The following is a 13715-nucleotide window of genomic DNA, read 5'->3' as shown; positions in this document are numbered from 1 at the left end:
GACACGCAAGTAACCCACGGGAGCCCGGTGTACCGGGCTGAGAGGGGGGCTGACAGCCCCCGACCGTCGAACCTGATCCGGGTAATGCCGGCGCAGGGAGGAGTGTTGCCGTGCCGTCCCTGGGGCGATTGCATCTCATCACCGACACCCGACCCGGGCGTGACCCACTCGCCGTGGTCCGGGCCGCCCTCAGTGCGGCCCGCGCCGACTTGGTGGTGCAGGTCCGGGTGGAGGATTCCGCCACCGACCGCGAGGCGTACGACCTGGCCCGGCGGGTGCTGACACTTTGCGCGTCGTACGGGGCTACCTGCCTGGTCAACGATCGGTTGCACGTGGCGCTGGCGGTGGGGGCCGCCGGTGGGCACGTCGGCGCCGACGACCTGCCGGTCGCCGCCGCCCGACAGGTGCTCGGCCCCACCGGCGTACTGGGTGCCACCGCCCGCGCACCGGGTACGGCGAGCGCGGCCGTCGCGGCGGGAGCCAGCTACCTCGGCGTCGGGCCGTGCCACGCCACCAGCACCAAGACCGGCCTGCCGGACCCCATCGGGCCCGCCGGGGTACGCGCCGTCGTCGACGCCGTCGACGTTCCGGTCATCGCGATCGGCGGAGTGACCGCGGCCCGGGTGCCGGAGCTGCGGGCCGCCGGGGCGTACGGGGTGGCGGTGGTCGGTGCCGTCGCCGCGGCCGCCGACCCGGCCCGGGCGACCGCCGAGCTGATCGAGGCGCTGACGTGCTGACCGACCGGTCCCCCTCAGCGCGATCGAGCGACCGGGCCCGGCCGGACGTGGCGGTGGTGGGGGCGGGTCCGATCGGGCTGGCGATCGCCTGGCGCTGCGCCGCGCGCGGGCTGCGGGTGGTCGTGCACGATGCGGCGCCCGGTTCGGGGGCGTCGGCGGTGGCCGCCGGCATGCTCTCCCCGGTCGCCGAGGCGTACTTCGGTGAGCGGCAGCTGACCGAGTTGCTGCTGGCGTCCGCAGCCCGCTGGCCGGCGTTCGCCGCCGAGCTGACCGAGACGACCGGCGCCGCGATCGGCTACCGCACCGAGGGCACCCTGATGGTCGGGCTCACCGGCGACGACCTGGCCGAGGCGCGCCGGCTCTGGGCGTACCAGCAGGGGTTGGGCCTGCCCGTGACGCCGCTGCGCCCCAGCGAGCTGCGCGACCGCGAACCGGCGCTCGCCCCCCGGGTGCGCGGCGGCGCGCTCGCGCCTACCGACCACCAGGTCGACCCCCGGTTGCTGGTGCCGGCGCTGCGCACGGCCGCGCAGCGGGCCGGCGCGGCGCTCGTGCCGCAGGCGGTCCGACAGCTGTCCGATGTGGACGCAAGGGTCACCGTGGTCGCCGCCGGCTGCGGGGCCGCCGCGCTCACCGGCCTGCCGGTGCGGCCGGTGAAGGGCCAGATCCTCCGGCTCCGCGCGCCCGACGGCGTCGCGCCGGGCTTCCGGCACGTGATCCGGGGGTACGCCGACGGCGAGCACGTCTACCTGGTGCCCCGCTCCGACGGCGAGGTCGTGCTCGGCGCGACGGTCGAGGAGCGGTCGGACACCACGGTCACCGCCGGTGCCGTGCAGCGGCTGCTGCGCGCCGGGGTCGACCTGCTGCCCGAACTGGCCGAGTACGACCTGGTCGAGGCGGTCGCCGGGCTGCGCCCGGGCACCCCGGACAACGCGCCGATCCTCGGGCCGCTGCCCGGCCGACCGGACGTCCTGGCCGCCACCGGGCATCACCGGCACGGCATCGTGCTCACCCCGATCACCGCCGACCTGATCGCCGATCTGGTGCTCGGCGGCGTACCCGATCCGCTGCTCGCGCCCTTGCGGGCCGACCGCTTCGGCGCTGCCGGCCCGGCCGGTCCCGCGATGGCCGCGTCGGGCGGACCTGAACCGACGATGGAGGGGGACCGGTGGAGTTGACGGTGAACGGGGCCGGTCGCAGCGTGCCCGCTGGCGCGTCGGTGGCGGACCTGGTCCGCGACATCGTGCCGCACCCACGCGGGGTGGCGGTCGCGGTCAACGGCGAGGTGGTGCCCCGGGCCGGCTGGCCGGACCGGGCGCTGCGTGACGGTGACCGCGTCGAGGTGCTCACCGCGGCGCAGGGCGGGTGAGCGGCGTGGCATTCGAGCTGGGTGGGGAGACGTTCACCTCACGGCTGATCCTCGGCACCGGCGGCGCCGCGAACCTGCACGTGCTGGAACAAGCGATCCGGGCGTCCGGCACCGAGCTGGTCACCCTGGCGCTGCGCCGGGTGGGCACCGCGCCGGGCTCCACCGGCGGGCTGCTGGAGCTGCTGGACCGCTGCGGCGTACGCCTGTTGCCGAACACCGCCGGCTGTCACACCGCGACCGAGGCGGTGAAGGTGGCCCGGCTGGCCCGGGACGCGTTCGACACCGACTGGGTCAAGCTGGAGGTGATCGGTGACGAGCGGACGCTCCTGCCCGACGGGGTGGAACTGCTCCGCGCCGCCGAGGAGTTGGTCGCCGACGGCTTCACCGTGCTGCCGTACACCAGCGACGATCCGGTGTTGGCCCGGCGCCTCGCCGACGTGGGCTGCGCGGCGGTGATGCCGGCCGGTTCCCCGATCGGTTCGGGGCTCGGCATCGGCAACCCGCACCACATTCGACTGATCCGGCAGGGTGTGGACGTACCGGTGATCCTCGACGCCGGCATCGGCACCGCGTCCGACGCGGCGCTGGCCATGGAGTTGGGCTGCGACGGGGTGCTGCTGGCCAGCGCGGTCACCCGGGCGGCCGACCCGGTGGCGATGGCCACCGCGATGCGGTACGCGGTCGAGGCGGGACGTTTGGCGGCCGGCGCCGGCCGGATCGCCCGCCGCTTCCACGCGCTCGCCTCCACCCCCGACGAGGGAAGACCCGACCTGTGACGGCGCCGTCCCGGTCACCCCACCCGGCAGCAGATCTTGGAAGCAATCTGCCCCTGGAGGGGCCCATTCCTTCCAAGATCCCGTCGGGGGTTGTGGTCCTGACCGATCGGCTGGTCGCGCGCGGTCGGCTTGAGCTGGTTGTCGCGGAAGCTGTGGCCGGGGGAGTGCGCTGGGTGGTGCTGCGGGAGAAGGACCTGCCCCGCGCCGAACGCGCCGCCCTCGCCGCCGATCTGCGCGCGATCCTCGCCGACGCCGGCGGCACCCTCATCGTGGCCGGTCCCGACCCGCTCGGCGGCGACGCCGTCCACCTGCCCGCCGCCGGCCCGTACCCGCCGCCAACGCACGCCCTGGTCGGCCGCTCCTGCCACGACCAACCCGAGCTGGCCCGCCTCACCACCGAGCACTACGCGACGGTCTCCCCGCTCCACCCCACAAAGACGAAGCCAGGCTACGGCCCACCGCTAGGACCGGACGGCCTACGAAAGCTGGTCGAGGCCAGCTCGGTACCCGTGCTGGCCCTAGGCGGAATCGAAACCCCAAAACAGGTAACCGCCTGCGTCAAGGCGGGAGCCGTCGGGGTGGCAGTGCTGGGCGCACTAATGCGAGCAGAAGACCCGACTGAGACAGCGGCGAGTCTGACCAGAGCCTTCGAAGAGGCGCCCTCAACCGCAACCAGGGAAAGCAAATGACCCCGCGCACAGTCCTCACGATCGCCGGCTCAGACTCCGGCGCAGGCGCAGGCATCCAGGCCGACCTCAAGGTCTTCGCCGCGCTGGGTGCGTACGGCACGAGTGTCCTCACGGCGGTCACCGCGCAGAACACCCGGGGTGTCGACGCGGTGCTGCCGCTGCCCCCGCGCACGGTCACCGAGCAGTTGGACAGTGTGCTCACCGACTTCACCGTCTGCGCGGTGAAGACGGGGATGCTCGGCACCCCGGCGATCGCGGACGTGGTGGCCGAGGCGGCCCGGGACGGCCGGCTACCCCAGCTCGTCGTCGACCCGGTGCTGGTCGCCACGAGCGGTCACCGGCTCGGCGTGGTGGGCGCGGTGGAGCGGCTGCTGCCGTACGCCAGGGTGGCGACCCCGAACTGCGCGGAGGCCGCGGCGATCACCGGACGCCCGGTGGACGACGTGGCCGCGATGGTCGTGGCCGCCGAGGCCCTGGCGGCCGGCGGCCCGGAGTACGTGGTGGTCACGGGTGGCGACCTGGACGGGGGCGAGGCGGTCGACGTGCTGCACGGCGGCGGCGTGACCACCCTGTTGCGCGCGCCCCGGGTGGCGACCCGGCACACCCACGGCACCGGGTGCTCGTTCTCGGCGGCGATCGCGGTGCGGCTCGGCCTGGGCGATCCGGTGCCGGCCGCCGTGGGGGCCGCCAAGGAGTACGTGCTTCGTGCGCTGACCGGCGCGCGGAGCTGGGAGCTGGGCGCGGGACGCGGGCCGCTGAACCACTTCGGCTGGTCCGCTTGATCACCAGGGAGGCTGTCATGCACGCACGAGGCAAGGTGTACGTCGAGGGTTCTCGGCCGGATGTCCGGGTGCCGTTCGCCGAGGTGGGGCTGACCGGGGACCTGCCGCCGGTGCGGCTCTACGACACCTCCGGACCCGGTTCGGATCCGGAGGTGGGGCTGCCGCCGCTGCGCGGGCCGTGGATCGCCGAGCGGGGTGACGTCGCGCCGGTGCGGGGTGCCGGCACACCGCTGGCCGGAGTGGAGGGTCGCCGACCCACCCAGCTGGCGTACGCGCGGGCCGGGGTGGTGACGCCGGAGATGGAGTTCGTGGCGATCCGGGAGAACGTCGACCCGGAACTCGTCCGGGCCGAGATCGCCGCCGGTCGGGCGGTGCTCCCGCTCAACGTGAACCACCCGGAGTGCGAACCGGCGATCATCGGCAAGGCGTTCCTGGTCAAGGTCAACGCCAACATCGGCACCTCGGCGGTCAGCTCGTCCGTCGCCGAGGAGGTGGAGAAGCTCACCTGGGCCACCCGTTGGGGCGCGGACACCGTGATGGACCTGTCCACCGGCAAGCGGATCCACGAGACCCGTGAGGCGATCGTGCGGAACTCGCCGGTGCCGATCGGGACGGTGCCGATCTACCAGGCGCTGGAGAAGGTCGGCGGCGACCCGGTGAAGTTGAGCTGGGAGGTGTTCCGGGAGACCGTCATCGAGCAGGCCGAGCAGGGCGTGGACTACATGACGGTGCACGCCGGGGTGCTCCTGCCGTACGTGCCGCTGGCCGTGGACCGGGTGACCGGGATCGTGTCCCGAGGCGGCTCGATCATGGCGGCGTGGTGCCTGGCGCATCACGAGGAGAACTTCCTCTACACCAACTTCGAGGAGTTGTGCGCGCTGCTCGCGAAGTACGACGTGACGTTCTCCCTCGGCGACGGGCTGCGTCCCGGCTCGATCGCGGACGCCAACGACGAGGCGCAGTTCGCCGAGCTACGCACCCTGGGTGAGCTGACGAAGATCGCCTGGGCGTACGACGTCCAGGTGATGATCGAGGGCCCCGGCCACGTGCCGATGCACAAGATCAAGGAGAACGTCGACCTGCAGCAGGAGTGGTGCCACGAGGCACCCTTCTACACGCTCGGTCCGCTGACCACCGACATCGCGCCCGCGTACGACCACATCACCTCGGCGATCGGCGCCGCGATGATCGGCATGTTCGGCACCGCGATGCTCTGCTACGTCACCCCGAAGGAGCACCTCGGTCTGCCGGACCGGGACGACGTGAAGGCGGGCGTGATCGCGTACAAGATCGCGGCCCACGCCGCGGACCTGGCCAAGGGGCACCCGGGCGCGCAGGCCTGGGACGACGCTCTGTCGAAGGCGCGGTTCGAGTTCCGCTGGGAGGATCAGTTCAACCTCTCGCTGGACCCGGAGACAGCGCGCTCGTACCACGACGCGACGCTGCCCGCCGAGCCGGCGAAGACCGCGCACTTCTGCTCGATGTGTGGTCCGAAGTTCTGCTCCATGAAGATCACCCAAGAGCTCAAGGAGTACGCGGCGCGCGGCATGAAGGACAAGTCCGAGGAGTTCGTCTCCGGCGGCGGCCGGGTCTACCTGCCGCTCGCCTGACGATTCCGCGCCGCGCTGCGGCGTGCCGCGCTGCGGCTCGGCGCGGCGTGCCGCGATCGACTCGGGTTCATTGAAGTCGGGGTGTCCGGGTGCTTGGGATAGCCCGGTATCGGTGAACCCGAGTCGATCAGCGGCAAGTCTGTGACTCGGCGGACGTCTGGCGGATCACTCGCGGTGGTGTCGGCCGCTGGAGCGCAACGACCGGCGGCCGTTCTCCTGCTCGGGCTCATTGTCCGACACCGGCTTGCTCAGACCGGCGACCCAGTCGACGAACTCCTCGTCCTGGGTGGCCAGTGGCTCGGTCGGGTCCGACGACTTCGTGCCCTCTTCATCGGCGCGGGACCGGTTGCGGCGGAACAACCCGCCGAGCCGTCCTCGCCGCGAGGGCTGCTCGGCCACGTTGGCGGCCTTCGGCGCGGCCGGTATGGCGTCGGTGTGTGCCAAATCGCCGCTGCCGCTGCCGCTGCCGCTGCCGCTGCCGCTGCCGCTGCCGCTGCCGCTGTCGGTGTCGGTGTCGGTGTCGGTGTCGGTGTCGGTGACAGCGGCGCTGGCGCTACCGGGGGGTGCGGCCGCCGGGCCCGTGGGATCCGTTGGCCGCGGGTGTTCGGCCGGCGCGCCCGTGTCGCTGGCTTCGGTCGGCGCTGTCCGTGCCGTCGAGCTGTCCTGCGCTCCCGCCGGCCCGCCGCGCCGGGAGGTGTCGAATGCGTTCCAGGTGCCGGCCCGGCTCAGGTCCGGCAACGGTGCCCGATGCCGGGGCCTGGGCGTCGGTGCGGTCGGCTCGTCGGGCTCGCTCGGCCCCTCCGACCCCGTCGTCCCCGGCTCGGATGCCTGCGGTGGCACCGTCCACGTCGAAGCGACCGGCCAGGCCGACGGCGCTGGCGTCCACCGGTCCGCGTCCGGGTCACTCGCAGCGGTGGCCCCGAACAACCCGCCGGCGGGAACGTCCTCGGCGGCGGGCCGTGCGCTGTCGGTGCCACGAGCCTTGGCGATTGCAGAATCGCTGGTCGGCGAGGTCGGCGAGGTCGGCGAGGTCGGCGAGGTGGGCGAGGTCGGAGCGGTCGGAGCGGTCGGCGAGGTCGGCGTAGTCGGAGCGGTCGCGTCGGTCGGTGCTTGTGTCGCTCCGGTGGTGGTGGTCGGTGTTTGCGCGGCGTCGGTTGCCGTGGCCGGTGTCCCCGGGGCGGCTGGCGTCGGAGTCGCGCCGGTTCCGGCGCTCGTCGAGGTGACCGACGCTCGCTTCGAGCCGGTGACCGACGCTCGCTTCGAGCCGGTGGCCGGCGGTCGCTTCCCGCCGGTAGCGGTGCTGCGGGCTGCTGCCGTGCCGGAGTCGGCAGCCGCGGCGACCTCGGAGGTCGAGCTCGACTCGCCCAGGCTCGCCTGGCTGGGCACCGGAGTGTCGGTGGCCGCGTCGGAGCCAATGCTGTCGGCGGACCTGCCCGGCGGGGTGCCCTTCGGGGCGCGGGCGGTGGTCGGTTCGTCCGTGGTCGTCGCGCGGGTGGTCGGCTCGTCTGTGGTCGTCGCGCGGGTGGTCGTCGAGTCGGCGGGGGACGTGTCGTCCGCCACGTCGGAGGCGGTGGCGTCCGGGTTGGTCTTCGGTTTACGGGTTCGTCGCGGCTTGATCGTCAGCGGCGGCTCGGGCGTACCGTGGTCGCCCGTGCGCGCGCTGGTCGTGCCCGCGCCCGCGGTGCCGGTGGCCGTGGCGGCGGTGCCGGGACTGGGAGCGTCCGTGCCAGGCGAGGCTGTGCCGGGACTGGGAGCGTCCGTGCCAGGCGAGGCTGTGCCGGGGCGGGGGGCGTCCGTGCCAGGCGAGGCTGTGCTGGCCGCTGCCGTGCCGCTGCCCGTGCTGGTCCGGGCCGTACTGGTCCGGGCCGTGCTGCCGGTGGCGGGGATGGGCGCGTCCGCGCTGGTCGTGCCAGCGTCGGGTGCACCCGTGCTGGTCGGGGTGGCGTTGCTGACGTCGGTGCTGGCCGGGGGCTCGGTCGTGGCCGGGACATCATCCTGCCGCGCCGGGGGCGTGGGCCCTGTGGCGGTGAACTCACCGGTCGGCGCGGTCAGCCAGGCCGCGGGCTGAGTCGGAGCGGCGGGCTGAGTCGGAGCGGCGGGAGACAGAGAAGCGGTGGGAGCCGGACCGTGCTGGCCGCTCGCGGTGGTTGCCGGCCAGTCCCAGTGGGCCGGGACCGTGCGTACGCCATCGGGGTCGCCCGTCGCCGACGGACCTGCCACGACGCCGCGAGGCTGCGCACCGGTGGACAGCTCGGCGTTGGTCGGCTCCGTGTCGGTGCGCTCGGCGCTGTCCCGGTCGTTCGCCGACGCGGCGCTGGGCAGCGCCGGGCCGGCGGGCAGCGGGCGAAGGATGGCGGAGGGTTCGATCGCCTGCGGATCCGTGGTGCGGGTGTCCGTCGGCCAGCGCAGCAGCGCGGCGGCGGCCGCGCCGAGTGCTCCGACGAGGATCGCGATCAACGAGCCGTAGTACGGGGTGGCCTGGTAGCGGTCCACCGCGTCGCCGGGGCCGGCGGTCAGGTAGGCGAACGCCACCAGCACCGGACCGGCCACTCCGGTGGCGCCGCTGACCAGTGGCGCCTGGCCCCGCCAGCGAGCCAGCCCGGCGGTCGCCGCGCCGGCCAGCAGTGCGATGGTCGGCAGCAGGAGCAGTGCCAGCCGCTGTGCGGCGGCGTCGTTGAGCCAGCTCGGCTCCAGTACGCCGAGGCGGACGGTCGGCAGCGGGCCGGTCGTGCCGAGCGACGGCAGGACGGAGATCAGCGCCAGCAGCCAGACCGCGCCGGCCACGGCTGCCAGGTTCCAGCCCAGCTCGGGCCGGAGCAGGACGGCGATGGCCGCGCCCGCCCCGATCACCGCGCCGACGATGGCGCAGATGCCCACCGCCCAGACCGGGTCGACGGAGATCAGCTCCGCGGCGCGGGCGGGCTGCATGCAGAGCGGGGCGATGACGGTGGCACCGAGTGCCGCCGCGCCCCCGATCGCCAACTGCCGTCCCGTGCTGGCGGCCGGGGCGTCGCGACGGGCCAGTCGTCCGGTCAGGACGGCACCGGCGACGGCGGCGTTCGCGGCGAACCAGCCAACCCAGACGAGCTGGGCCGGCCACTGGTTGACGGTCGTACCGGTGAAGGCGCCGGTCAGGCGGACGATGCCGAAACCGTACGCGACGCCGAGCTGGCCGGCCCCGGCCAGCACGCTCACCCCGAGCGCCGTGAGCAGCAGTCTGCCCCAGGTCCGAAAGGCCATGTCCGGCACGTTACGCACCCGGTACACGCGATCGCCACCGGCGCGCCGCGCGGCACGCCGGTGGCGATCGGCGGGTCTACTTGAGTTCGACCAGCCGGGCGAGGTAAGTCGTATCCCCGACATTGGTGAGCATGTGCACGGCGCCCGGCTCCCGGTAGACCACTCCGCCGGTGGGCTCGTCGGCGTCGATCCGGGTGCCGTCCACGGTCTGTACGACGTTCTTCGCGCCCTCGATCGCCACCACCAAATAGGGGTGGTCGTGCCGGTGCAGCGGCTGCCGCTCGCCCGGCTCAAGGCGGATGTGCCAGACCCGGACCCGGTCGTTCTCGTACACGATCTCCTGACCCACCGGTCCGAGTTCGGTTCCGTCGATCATGTCGGTCATCGTGCTCCGTCCAGTTGCGGCAGCACCTCGGCGGCGATCAGCTCAAGGTGGTCGAGATCAGCGAAGTCGATCAGGCGGAGGTGCACGCGTGTCGTGCCGATCGCGGCGAACTCGCCGATCCGCTGCACGAGCTGCGCGGGGGAGCCGACCACCGGGTCCTCCGGCGGCAGCGCGCTCTTCTCGTGCAGGGGTGCGGCCCGCCGCTGGGCCTCGGCGTCGGTCCGGCCGATGGCCACCACGATCCCGGCGGAGAGCACCAACGGGTCGCGCCCGGACTCCGCCCGTCCGGTGCGCTCACACGCCTCACGCACCCGGTCGTACGCCTTGGCGGTGACCGCCACGGACTTGAACGGCATGTTGAACTCGTCGGCGTACCGGGCGGCCAGCTCGGGTGTGCGCTTGGGGCCGCGCCCGCCCACGATGATCGGTGGTCCGGGCACCTGCACCGGCTTGGGCAGGGCGGGAGCGTCCACCAGCCGGTAGTGGTCGCCGGTGAAGGAGTAGGTCTGGCCGGCTGGGGTGCCCCACAACCCGGTGATCACTTCGAGTTGCTCGGCCAGCCGGTCGAAGCGCTCGCCGACCGACGGAAACGGGATGCCGTACGAGGTGTGCTCGCGTTCGTACCACCCGGCGCCGATGCCCAGGTCGACCCGGCCGCCACTCATCTGGTCGACCTGCGCGACCATCACCGCGAGTGGGCCGGGCAGCCGGAACGTGGCCGACGTCACCAGGGTGCCGAGCCGGATCCGCTCGGTTTCGCGCGCCAGGGCGGCGAGGGTCAGCCAGGCATCGGTCGGGCCGGGCAGGCCCGGGTCGGCGCCCATCGACTGGTAGTGGTCGGCGCGGAGGAAGCCCTCGTAGCCGCACGCCTCGACCAGCCGGGCGAACCGGAGCTGGGTGTCGTAGCTGGCGCCACGGTTCGGTTCGGTGAAGACCGACACCCGCATGGTCAGTGTCCTTCCGCGCCGGCGGTGGCCGGCTGTTCGCGTTCCATCAACAGCTCGTGGAGGTCGGCGCTGACCCGGGCGACGTCGGCCAGGTGGGCGTTGCGGCCCAGGGTGCGGGGCCGAGGGATGTCGACGTCGACCACCTTGCGGATCCGCCCGGGGCGAGGGCTCAGGACGACCACGCGGTCGGCGAGCAGCACCGCCTCGTCGATCGAGTGGGTGACGAAGACGATGGTCGGCTTGTTCTCCATGTGCACCCGCTGGAGTTCGCCGGAGAGTTCCTCGCGGGTGAGCGCGTCCAACGCGGAGAACGGCTCGTCCATCAGCATGACCCGGGGCTCGCCGATCAACGACCGGCACAGCGACACCCGCTGCTGCATGCCGCCGGAGAGCTCGTGCGGCAGCCGCTTCTCGAAGCCGGCCAACCCGGCCACGTCGAGCAACTGTCGGGCCCGCTCCCGGTGCTTGGCGCGGCTCCAGCCGAAGATCTCCACGGGCAGCAGGACATTGTCCAGCACGGTGCGCCAGGGCAGCAGCGCCGGCTTCTGGAACAGCATGGCGATGTCCTGGCGGGGGCGGGTGATCGGCGTACCGGCGACGGTGATCTCGCCGGCGGTCAGCGGGAGCAGCCCGGCGATCAGCCGCAGCAGGGTGGACTTGCCGCAGCCGGAGCGGCCGAGCACCGCGACGAACTCGCCCTCGGCGACGTCGAGATCGATGCCACGCAGCGCTTCCACCCGGCCTGATCGGCCCTCGAAGGTGCGGGACACCCCGGACAGTCGGATCATCTCCGGCGCACCTCCGCTGAGTGGACGGTCAGGAACCCGACAAAGGCTAACCGCCCTGTCGGTGTATGGCACCGACTGGGGTCGTCGTCAGGTTGTTTCCGTTCCGCAACCCGATACGCCTGGCGTCGCAACTGTGGGTTTCTCGTACGCTGTGCCCGCGAAGAGTCCCCCCACGACGGCGGAGCCCGGCTTCGACCCCTCCTGCCGGCCCGTCACGACAACCCCCTCCGGTGGCCTGCCGGCCCCGGTCGGAAAGGACATGGTGCTTTGATGAGAAGGCTGACCCGTACGGTCGCTACGGCCGCGCTGGCCACCGCCCTCGCCCTTGTCTCCGCCTGCAGCAGCGGGTCGGATTCGGCCGACGATGCCAAGGGCGGCGACGGCAAGACGCTGGAGAAGGTGACCTACCTCACCTCGTTCGGCAACTTCGGCCGTGACTCCTACGCCTGGGTGGCGAAGGACAAGGGCTTCTTCAAGGAAGCCGGCTTCGACGTCGAGATCAAGCCTGGCCAGGGCACCGGTGGCGTGATCCAGACCGTCGTCGGTGGCCAGGCGGACTTCGGCCCGGTCGACCTCACCGGCAGCCTGCTCCAGGTGGGTAACGGCCAGGCGAAGGACTTCACCGTGGTGGCCGCGATCCAGCAGCGCACCATGGCCGGCATCGCCTCGGTCGAGGGCAAGAACATCGCCTCCCCGAAGGACCTGGAGGGCAAGAAGCTCGCCGACACCCCCGGCTCCGTGGTCCGCAACCTCTTCCCGACGTACGCCCGGCTCGCCGGTGTGGACGCGAGCAAGGTGACCTGGGTCAACGGTGAGGCGCAGACGCTGATCGGCACGCTGGCCTCCGGCTCGGTGGACGGCATCGGTCAGTTCGTCGTCGGTCAGCCGACCATCGAGTCGGTGGCCAAGAAGAAGGCCGTCATGCTCCCGTACAGCAACGTGATGCAGGACCTCTACGGCAACGTGCTGATCACCTCATCGAAGATCGCCAAGGAGAAGCCCGAGATGGTGAAGCGGTTCACCGCTGCGCTGCTCAAGGGCCTGGAGTACAGCCTGGCGAACTCCAAGGAGGCCGCCGACATCCTGAAGAAGAACGTCGACGCCACCAACCCGGTCGCCGCCGCCGCCGAGCTGGACCTGATGGCCGCGTACGTGCGGTCCGGCAACACCGGCACCGCGATCGGCACCCTGGACAGCGGTCGGGTCGCCAAGAGCATCGCCATCCTGCAGGGCGCCGGTGCGCTGAAGCAGAACATCACCCCCGAGCAGATCATCGACTTCAGCCTCGCGCCGAAGGCCTGATCGTCCGGTCGTCATCAGGGGGTACGTCCCGCCGATTCCGGTGGGGCGTACCCCCGTCGCTCGTCGGCCCCCGGCGGGCCGTGGGATTTCGAGGAGGACTGAGATGACCGACGTCCGGTCAGCGGACCCGGCGGTGGCGGAACCCCCACCCCGGAGTGCCGGCCCCGAGGCGGGGCGCGCGGGTCGAGGTGCCGGTCTTCGGGCCGGGGCCGGGGCGGCGCTGCCCGCGGTCGGCCTCCTGATCGCGCTGGCGGCGTGGTGGCTGATCGCGTGGCTGGAGCTGGTCCACCCCGCCGCCCTGCCGCCGCCCGGCGACGTGCTCACCGCGTTCGCCGACAAGCCCGCCCGGATGCTGGAGCACACCTGGGACACCACGCTGGAGATCCTGACCGGCTTCGCCCTCTCGGCGGCCGCTGGTGTCCTGATCGGACTCTCGCTGGCCAGCTCCCGGACGGTGGAGCGGATGTTCACGCCGCTGCTGGTCGCGGTGAACGCAGTGCCGAAGATCACGCTGGGCCCGCTGTTGGTGGTGGCGCTCGGGTGGGGCCAGAAGCCGATCCTGACCATGGTGTTCCTGCTCTGCTTCTTTCCGATCGTGCTCTCCACCGCGACCGGGCTGACCACCACGCCGGCGGACCTGGCCGAGCTGGTGCGTTCGTGGAACGCCTCCCGCTGGCAGGCGTTCCGGAAGGTGCGCTTCCCGGCCGCGCTGCCGCAAATCTTCGTCGGGCTCAAGGTGGCCATGCCACTGGCCGCGATCGGCGCGGTGATCGGTGAGTTCCAGGCCGGTGAGAGTGGCCTCGGCTACGTCATCACGCAGTACGCCGGCGTCGGCGACACCGCCACCGCCTGGGCGGCGATCATGCTGGTCGCGCTGGTGAGCATCCTGCTCTACTCGGCACTAGTGCTGATCGAGCGCATCGCCCTGCCCTGGGTGAGAGAAACCACCAGCTCCCGCTAACCACCAAGAGATAACCCACAAAAACGCGAAGGGCCGGCCTCCCGCTTGGAGGCCGGCCCGTTCCGTCAAAGCCGCAGGCGAGAAGGTGTGGCCGACCGTGCCCGGTGGAGGGATCAAGCCTGACCGCCCGGA

13 protein-coding genes and 1 riboswitch are annotated in these 13715 nt (G+C 72.6%); of the genes, 9 read left to right on the top strand and 4 right to left on the bottom strand.

The genetic code is table 11. From position 1 onward, the window contains the following. The first annotated feature begins 6 nt into the window (after positions 1-6). Positions 7-116: riboswitch (TPP riboswitch) on the top strand. The 7 genes from thiE to thiC all read left to right on the top strand — a co-directional run bounded on the left by thiE (position 111) and on the right by thiC (position 5960). After that, a complete protein-coding gene (gene thiE, locus ACIBF8_RS21420) occupies positions 111-737 on the top strand; it encodes a thiamine phosphate synthase (RefSeq protein WP_396785089.1) in 627 nt (208 codons plus the stop codon). Its footprint overlaps the riboswitch before it by 6 nt. Continuing rightward, positions 734-1912 carry a glycine oxidase ThiO gene (thiO, locus tag ACIBF8_RS21415; protein ID WP_396785242.1) on the top strand — a complete coding sequence of 393 codons (1179 nt, stop codon included), beginning with the start codon at positions 734-736 and terminating at the stop codon, positions 1910-1912. The genes thiE and thiO overlap by 4 nt, the downstream gene beginning before the upstream one ends. After that, on the top strand, positions 1903-2103 hold the full coding sequence (thiS, locus tag ACIBF8_RS21410; RefSeq protein ID WP_396785086.1) for a sulfur carrier protein ThiS: 201 nt from the start codon (positions 1903-1905) through the stop codon (positions 2101-2103). Before thiO ends, thiS begins: the two co-directional genes overlap by 10 nt. Next, entirely contained in the window at positions 2100-2879 is a 780-nt protein-coding gene (locus ACIBF8_RS21405; protein ID WP_396785084.1) for a thiazole synthase, read from the top strand. Before thiS ends, ACIBF8_RS21405 begins: the two co-directional genes overlap by 4 nt. Positions 2880-2956: 77 nt before the next feature. Beyond that, positions 2957-3568 (top strand): thiamine phosphate synthase, encoded by a 612-nt coding sequence (locus ACIBF8_RS21400; RefSeq protein WP_396785240.1) that lies wholly within the window; start codon positions 2957-2959, stop codon positions 3566-3568. Then, positions 3565-4350 carry a bifunctional hydroxymethylpyrimidine kinase/phosphomethylpyrimidine kinase gene (gene thiD / locus ACIBF8_RS21395; protein ID WP_396785082.1) on the top strand — a complete coding sequence of 262 codons (786 nt, stop codon included), beginning with the start codon at positions 3565-3567 and terminating at the stop codon, positions 4348-4350. Before ACIBF8_RS21400 ends, thiD begins: the two co-directional genes overlap by 4 nt. Before the next feature lie 17 nt (positions 4351-4367). Beyond that, positions 4368-5960 (top strand): phosphomethylpyrimidine synthase ThiC, encoded by a 1593-nt coding sequence (thiC, locus tag ACIBF8_RS21390; RefSeq protein ID WP_396785080.1) that lies wholly within the window; start codon positions 4368-4370, stop codon positions 5958-5960. 165 nt (positions 5961-6125) lie between these two features. Here the strand turns inward: thiC and ACIBF8_RS21385 are convergent, their stop codons facing one another. The 4 genes from ACIBF8_RS21385 to ACIBF8_RS21370 all read right to left on the bottom strand — a co-directional run bounded on the left by ACIBF8_RS21385 (position 6126) and on the right by ACIBF8_RS21370 (position 11320). Further along, positions 6126-9200, bottom strand: coding sequence for a hypothetical protein (locus ACIBF8_RS21385; protein ID WP_396785078.1), 3075 nt, complete (start codon positions 9198-9200; stop codon positions 6126-6128). A gap of 76 nt (positions 9201-9276) precedes the next feature. Further along, positions 9277-9576: a cupin gene (locus ACIBF8_RS21380; RefSeq protein ID WP_396785077.1), complete on the bottom strand. Its 300-nt coding sequence runs from the start codon at positions 9574-9576 to the stop codon at positions 9277-9279. A 5-nt stretch (positions 9577-9581) separates the two neighbouring features. Beyond that, positions 9582-10532: an LLM class F420-dependent oxidoreductase gene (locus ACIBF8_RS21375; protein WP_396785076.1), complete on the bottom strand. Its 951-nt coding sequence runs from the start codon at positions 10530-10532 to the stop codon at positions 9582-9584. 2 nt (positions 10533-10534) lie between these two features. Beyond that, positions 10535-11320: an ABC transporter ATP-binding protein gene (locus ACIBF8_RS21370; RefSeq protein WP_396785074.1), complete on the bottom strand. Its 786-nt coding sequence runs from the start codon at positions 11318-11320 to the stop codon at positions 10535-10537. Between the two features lie 270 nt (positions 11321-11590). Between ACIBF8_RS21370 and ACIBF8_RS21365 the strand changes: the two genes are divergently transcribed. Further along, positions 11591-12622 carry an ABC transporter substrate-binding protein gene (locus ACIBF8_RS21365; protein WP_396785073.1) on the top strand — a complete coding sequence of 344 codons (1032 nt, stop codon included), beginning with the start codon at positions 11591-11593 and terminating at the stop codon, positions 12620-12622. Between the two features lie 103 nt (positions 12623-12725). After that, on the top strand, positions 12726-13583 hold the full coding sequence (locus ACIBF8_RS21360) for an ABC transporter permease (protein WP_396785072.1): 858 nt from the start codon (positions 12726-12728) through the stop codon (positions 13581-13583). Positions 13584-13715 lie beyond the last annotated feature (132 nt).

Source organism: Micromonospora sp. NPDC050276 (assembly GCF_044459545.1).
In the GTDB taxonomy this organism is placed as follows: domain Bacteria; phylum Actinomycetota; class Actinomycetes; order Mycobacteriales; family Micromonosporaceae; genus Micromonospora.
Note: the sequence above shows the minus strand (reverse complement) of the source record. Positions and strands in the feature narration are given on the sequence as shown.

Coding starts and splice junctions, on each gene's coding strand:
- thiD (WP_396785082.1), top strand. CDS start 3,565: ATGACCCCGCGCACAGTCCTCACGATCGCCGGCTCAGACTCCGGCGCA.
- thiC (WP_396785080.1), top strand. CDS start 4,368: ATGCACGCACGAGGCAAGGTGTACGTCGAGGGTTCTCGGCCGGATGTC.
- ACIBF8_RS21385 (WP_396785078.1), bottom strand. CDS start 9,200: ATGGCCTTTCGGACCTGGGGCAGACTGCTGCTCACGGCGCTCGGGGTG.
- ACIBF8_RS21380 (WP_396785077.1), bottom strand. CDS start 9,576: ATGATCGACGGAACCGAACTCGGACCGGTGGGTCAGGAGATCGTGTAC.
- ACIBF8_RS21375 (WP_396785076.1), bottom strand. CDS start 10,532: ATGCGGGTGTCGGTCTTCACCGAACCGAACCGTGGCGCCAGCTACGAC.
- ACIBF8_RS21370 (WP_396785074.1), bottom strand. CDS start 11,320: ATGATCCGACTGTCCGGGGTGTCCCGCACCTTCGAGGGCCGATCAGGC.
- ACIBF8_RS21365 (WP_396785073.1), top strand. CDS start 11,591: ATGAGAAGGCTGACCCGTACGGTCGCTACGGCCGCGCTGGCCACCGCC.
- ACIBF8_RS21360 (WP_396785072.1), top strand. CDS start 12,726: ATGACCGACGTCCGGTCAGCGGACCCGGCGGTGGCGGAACCCCCACCC.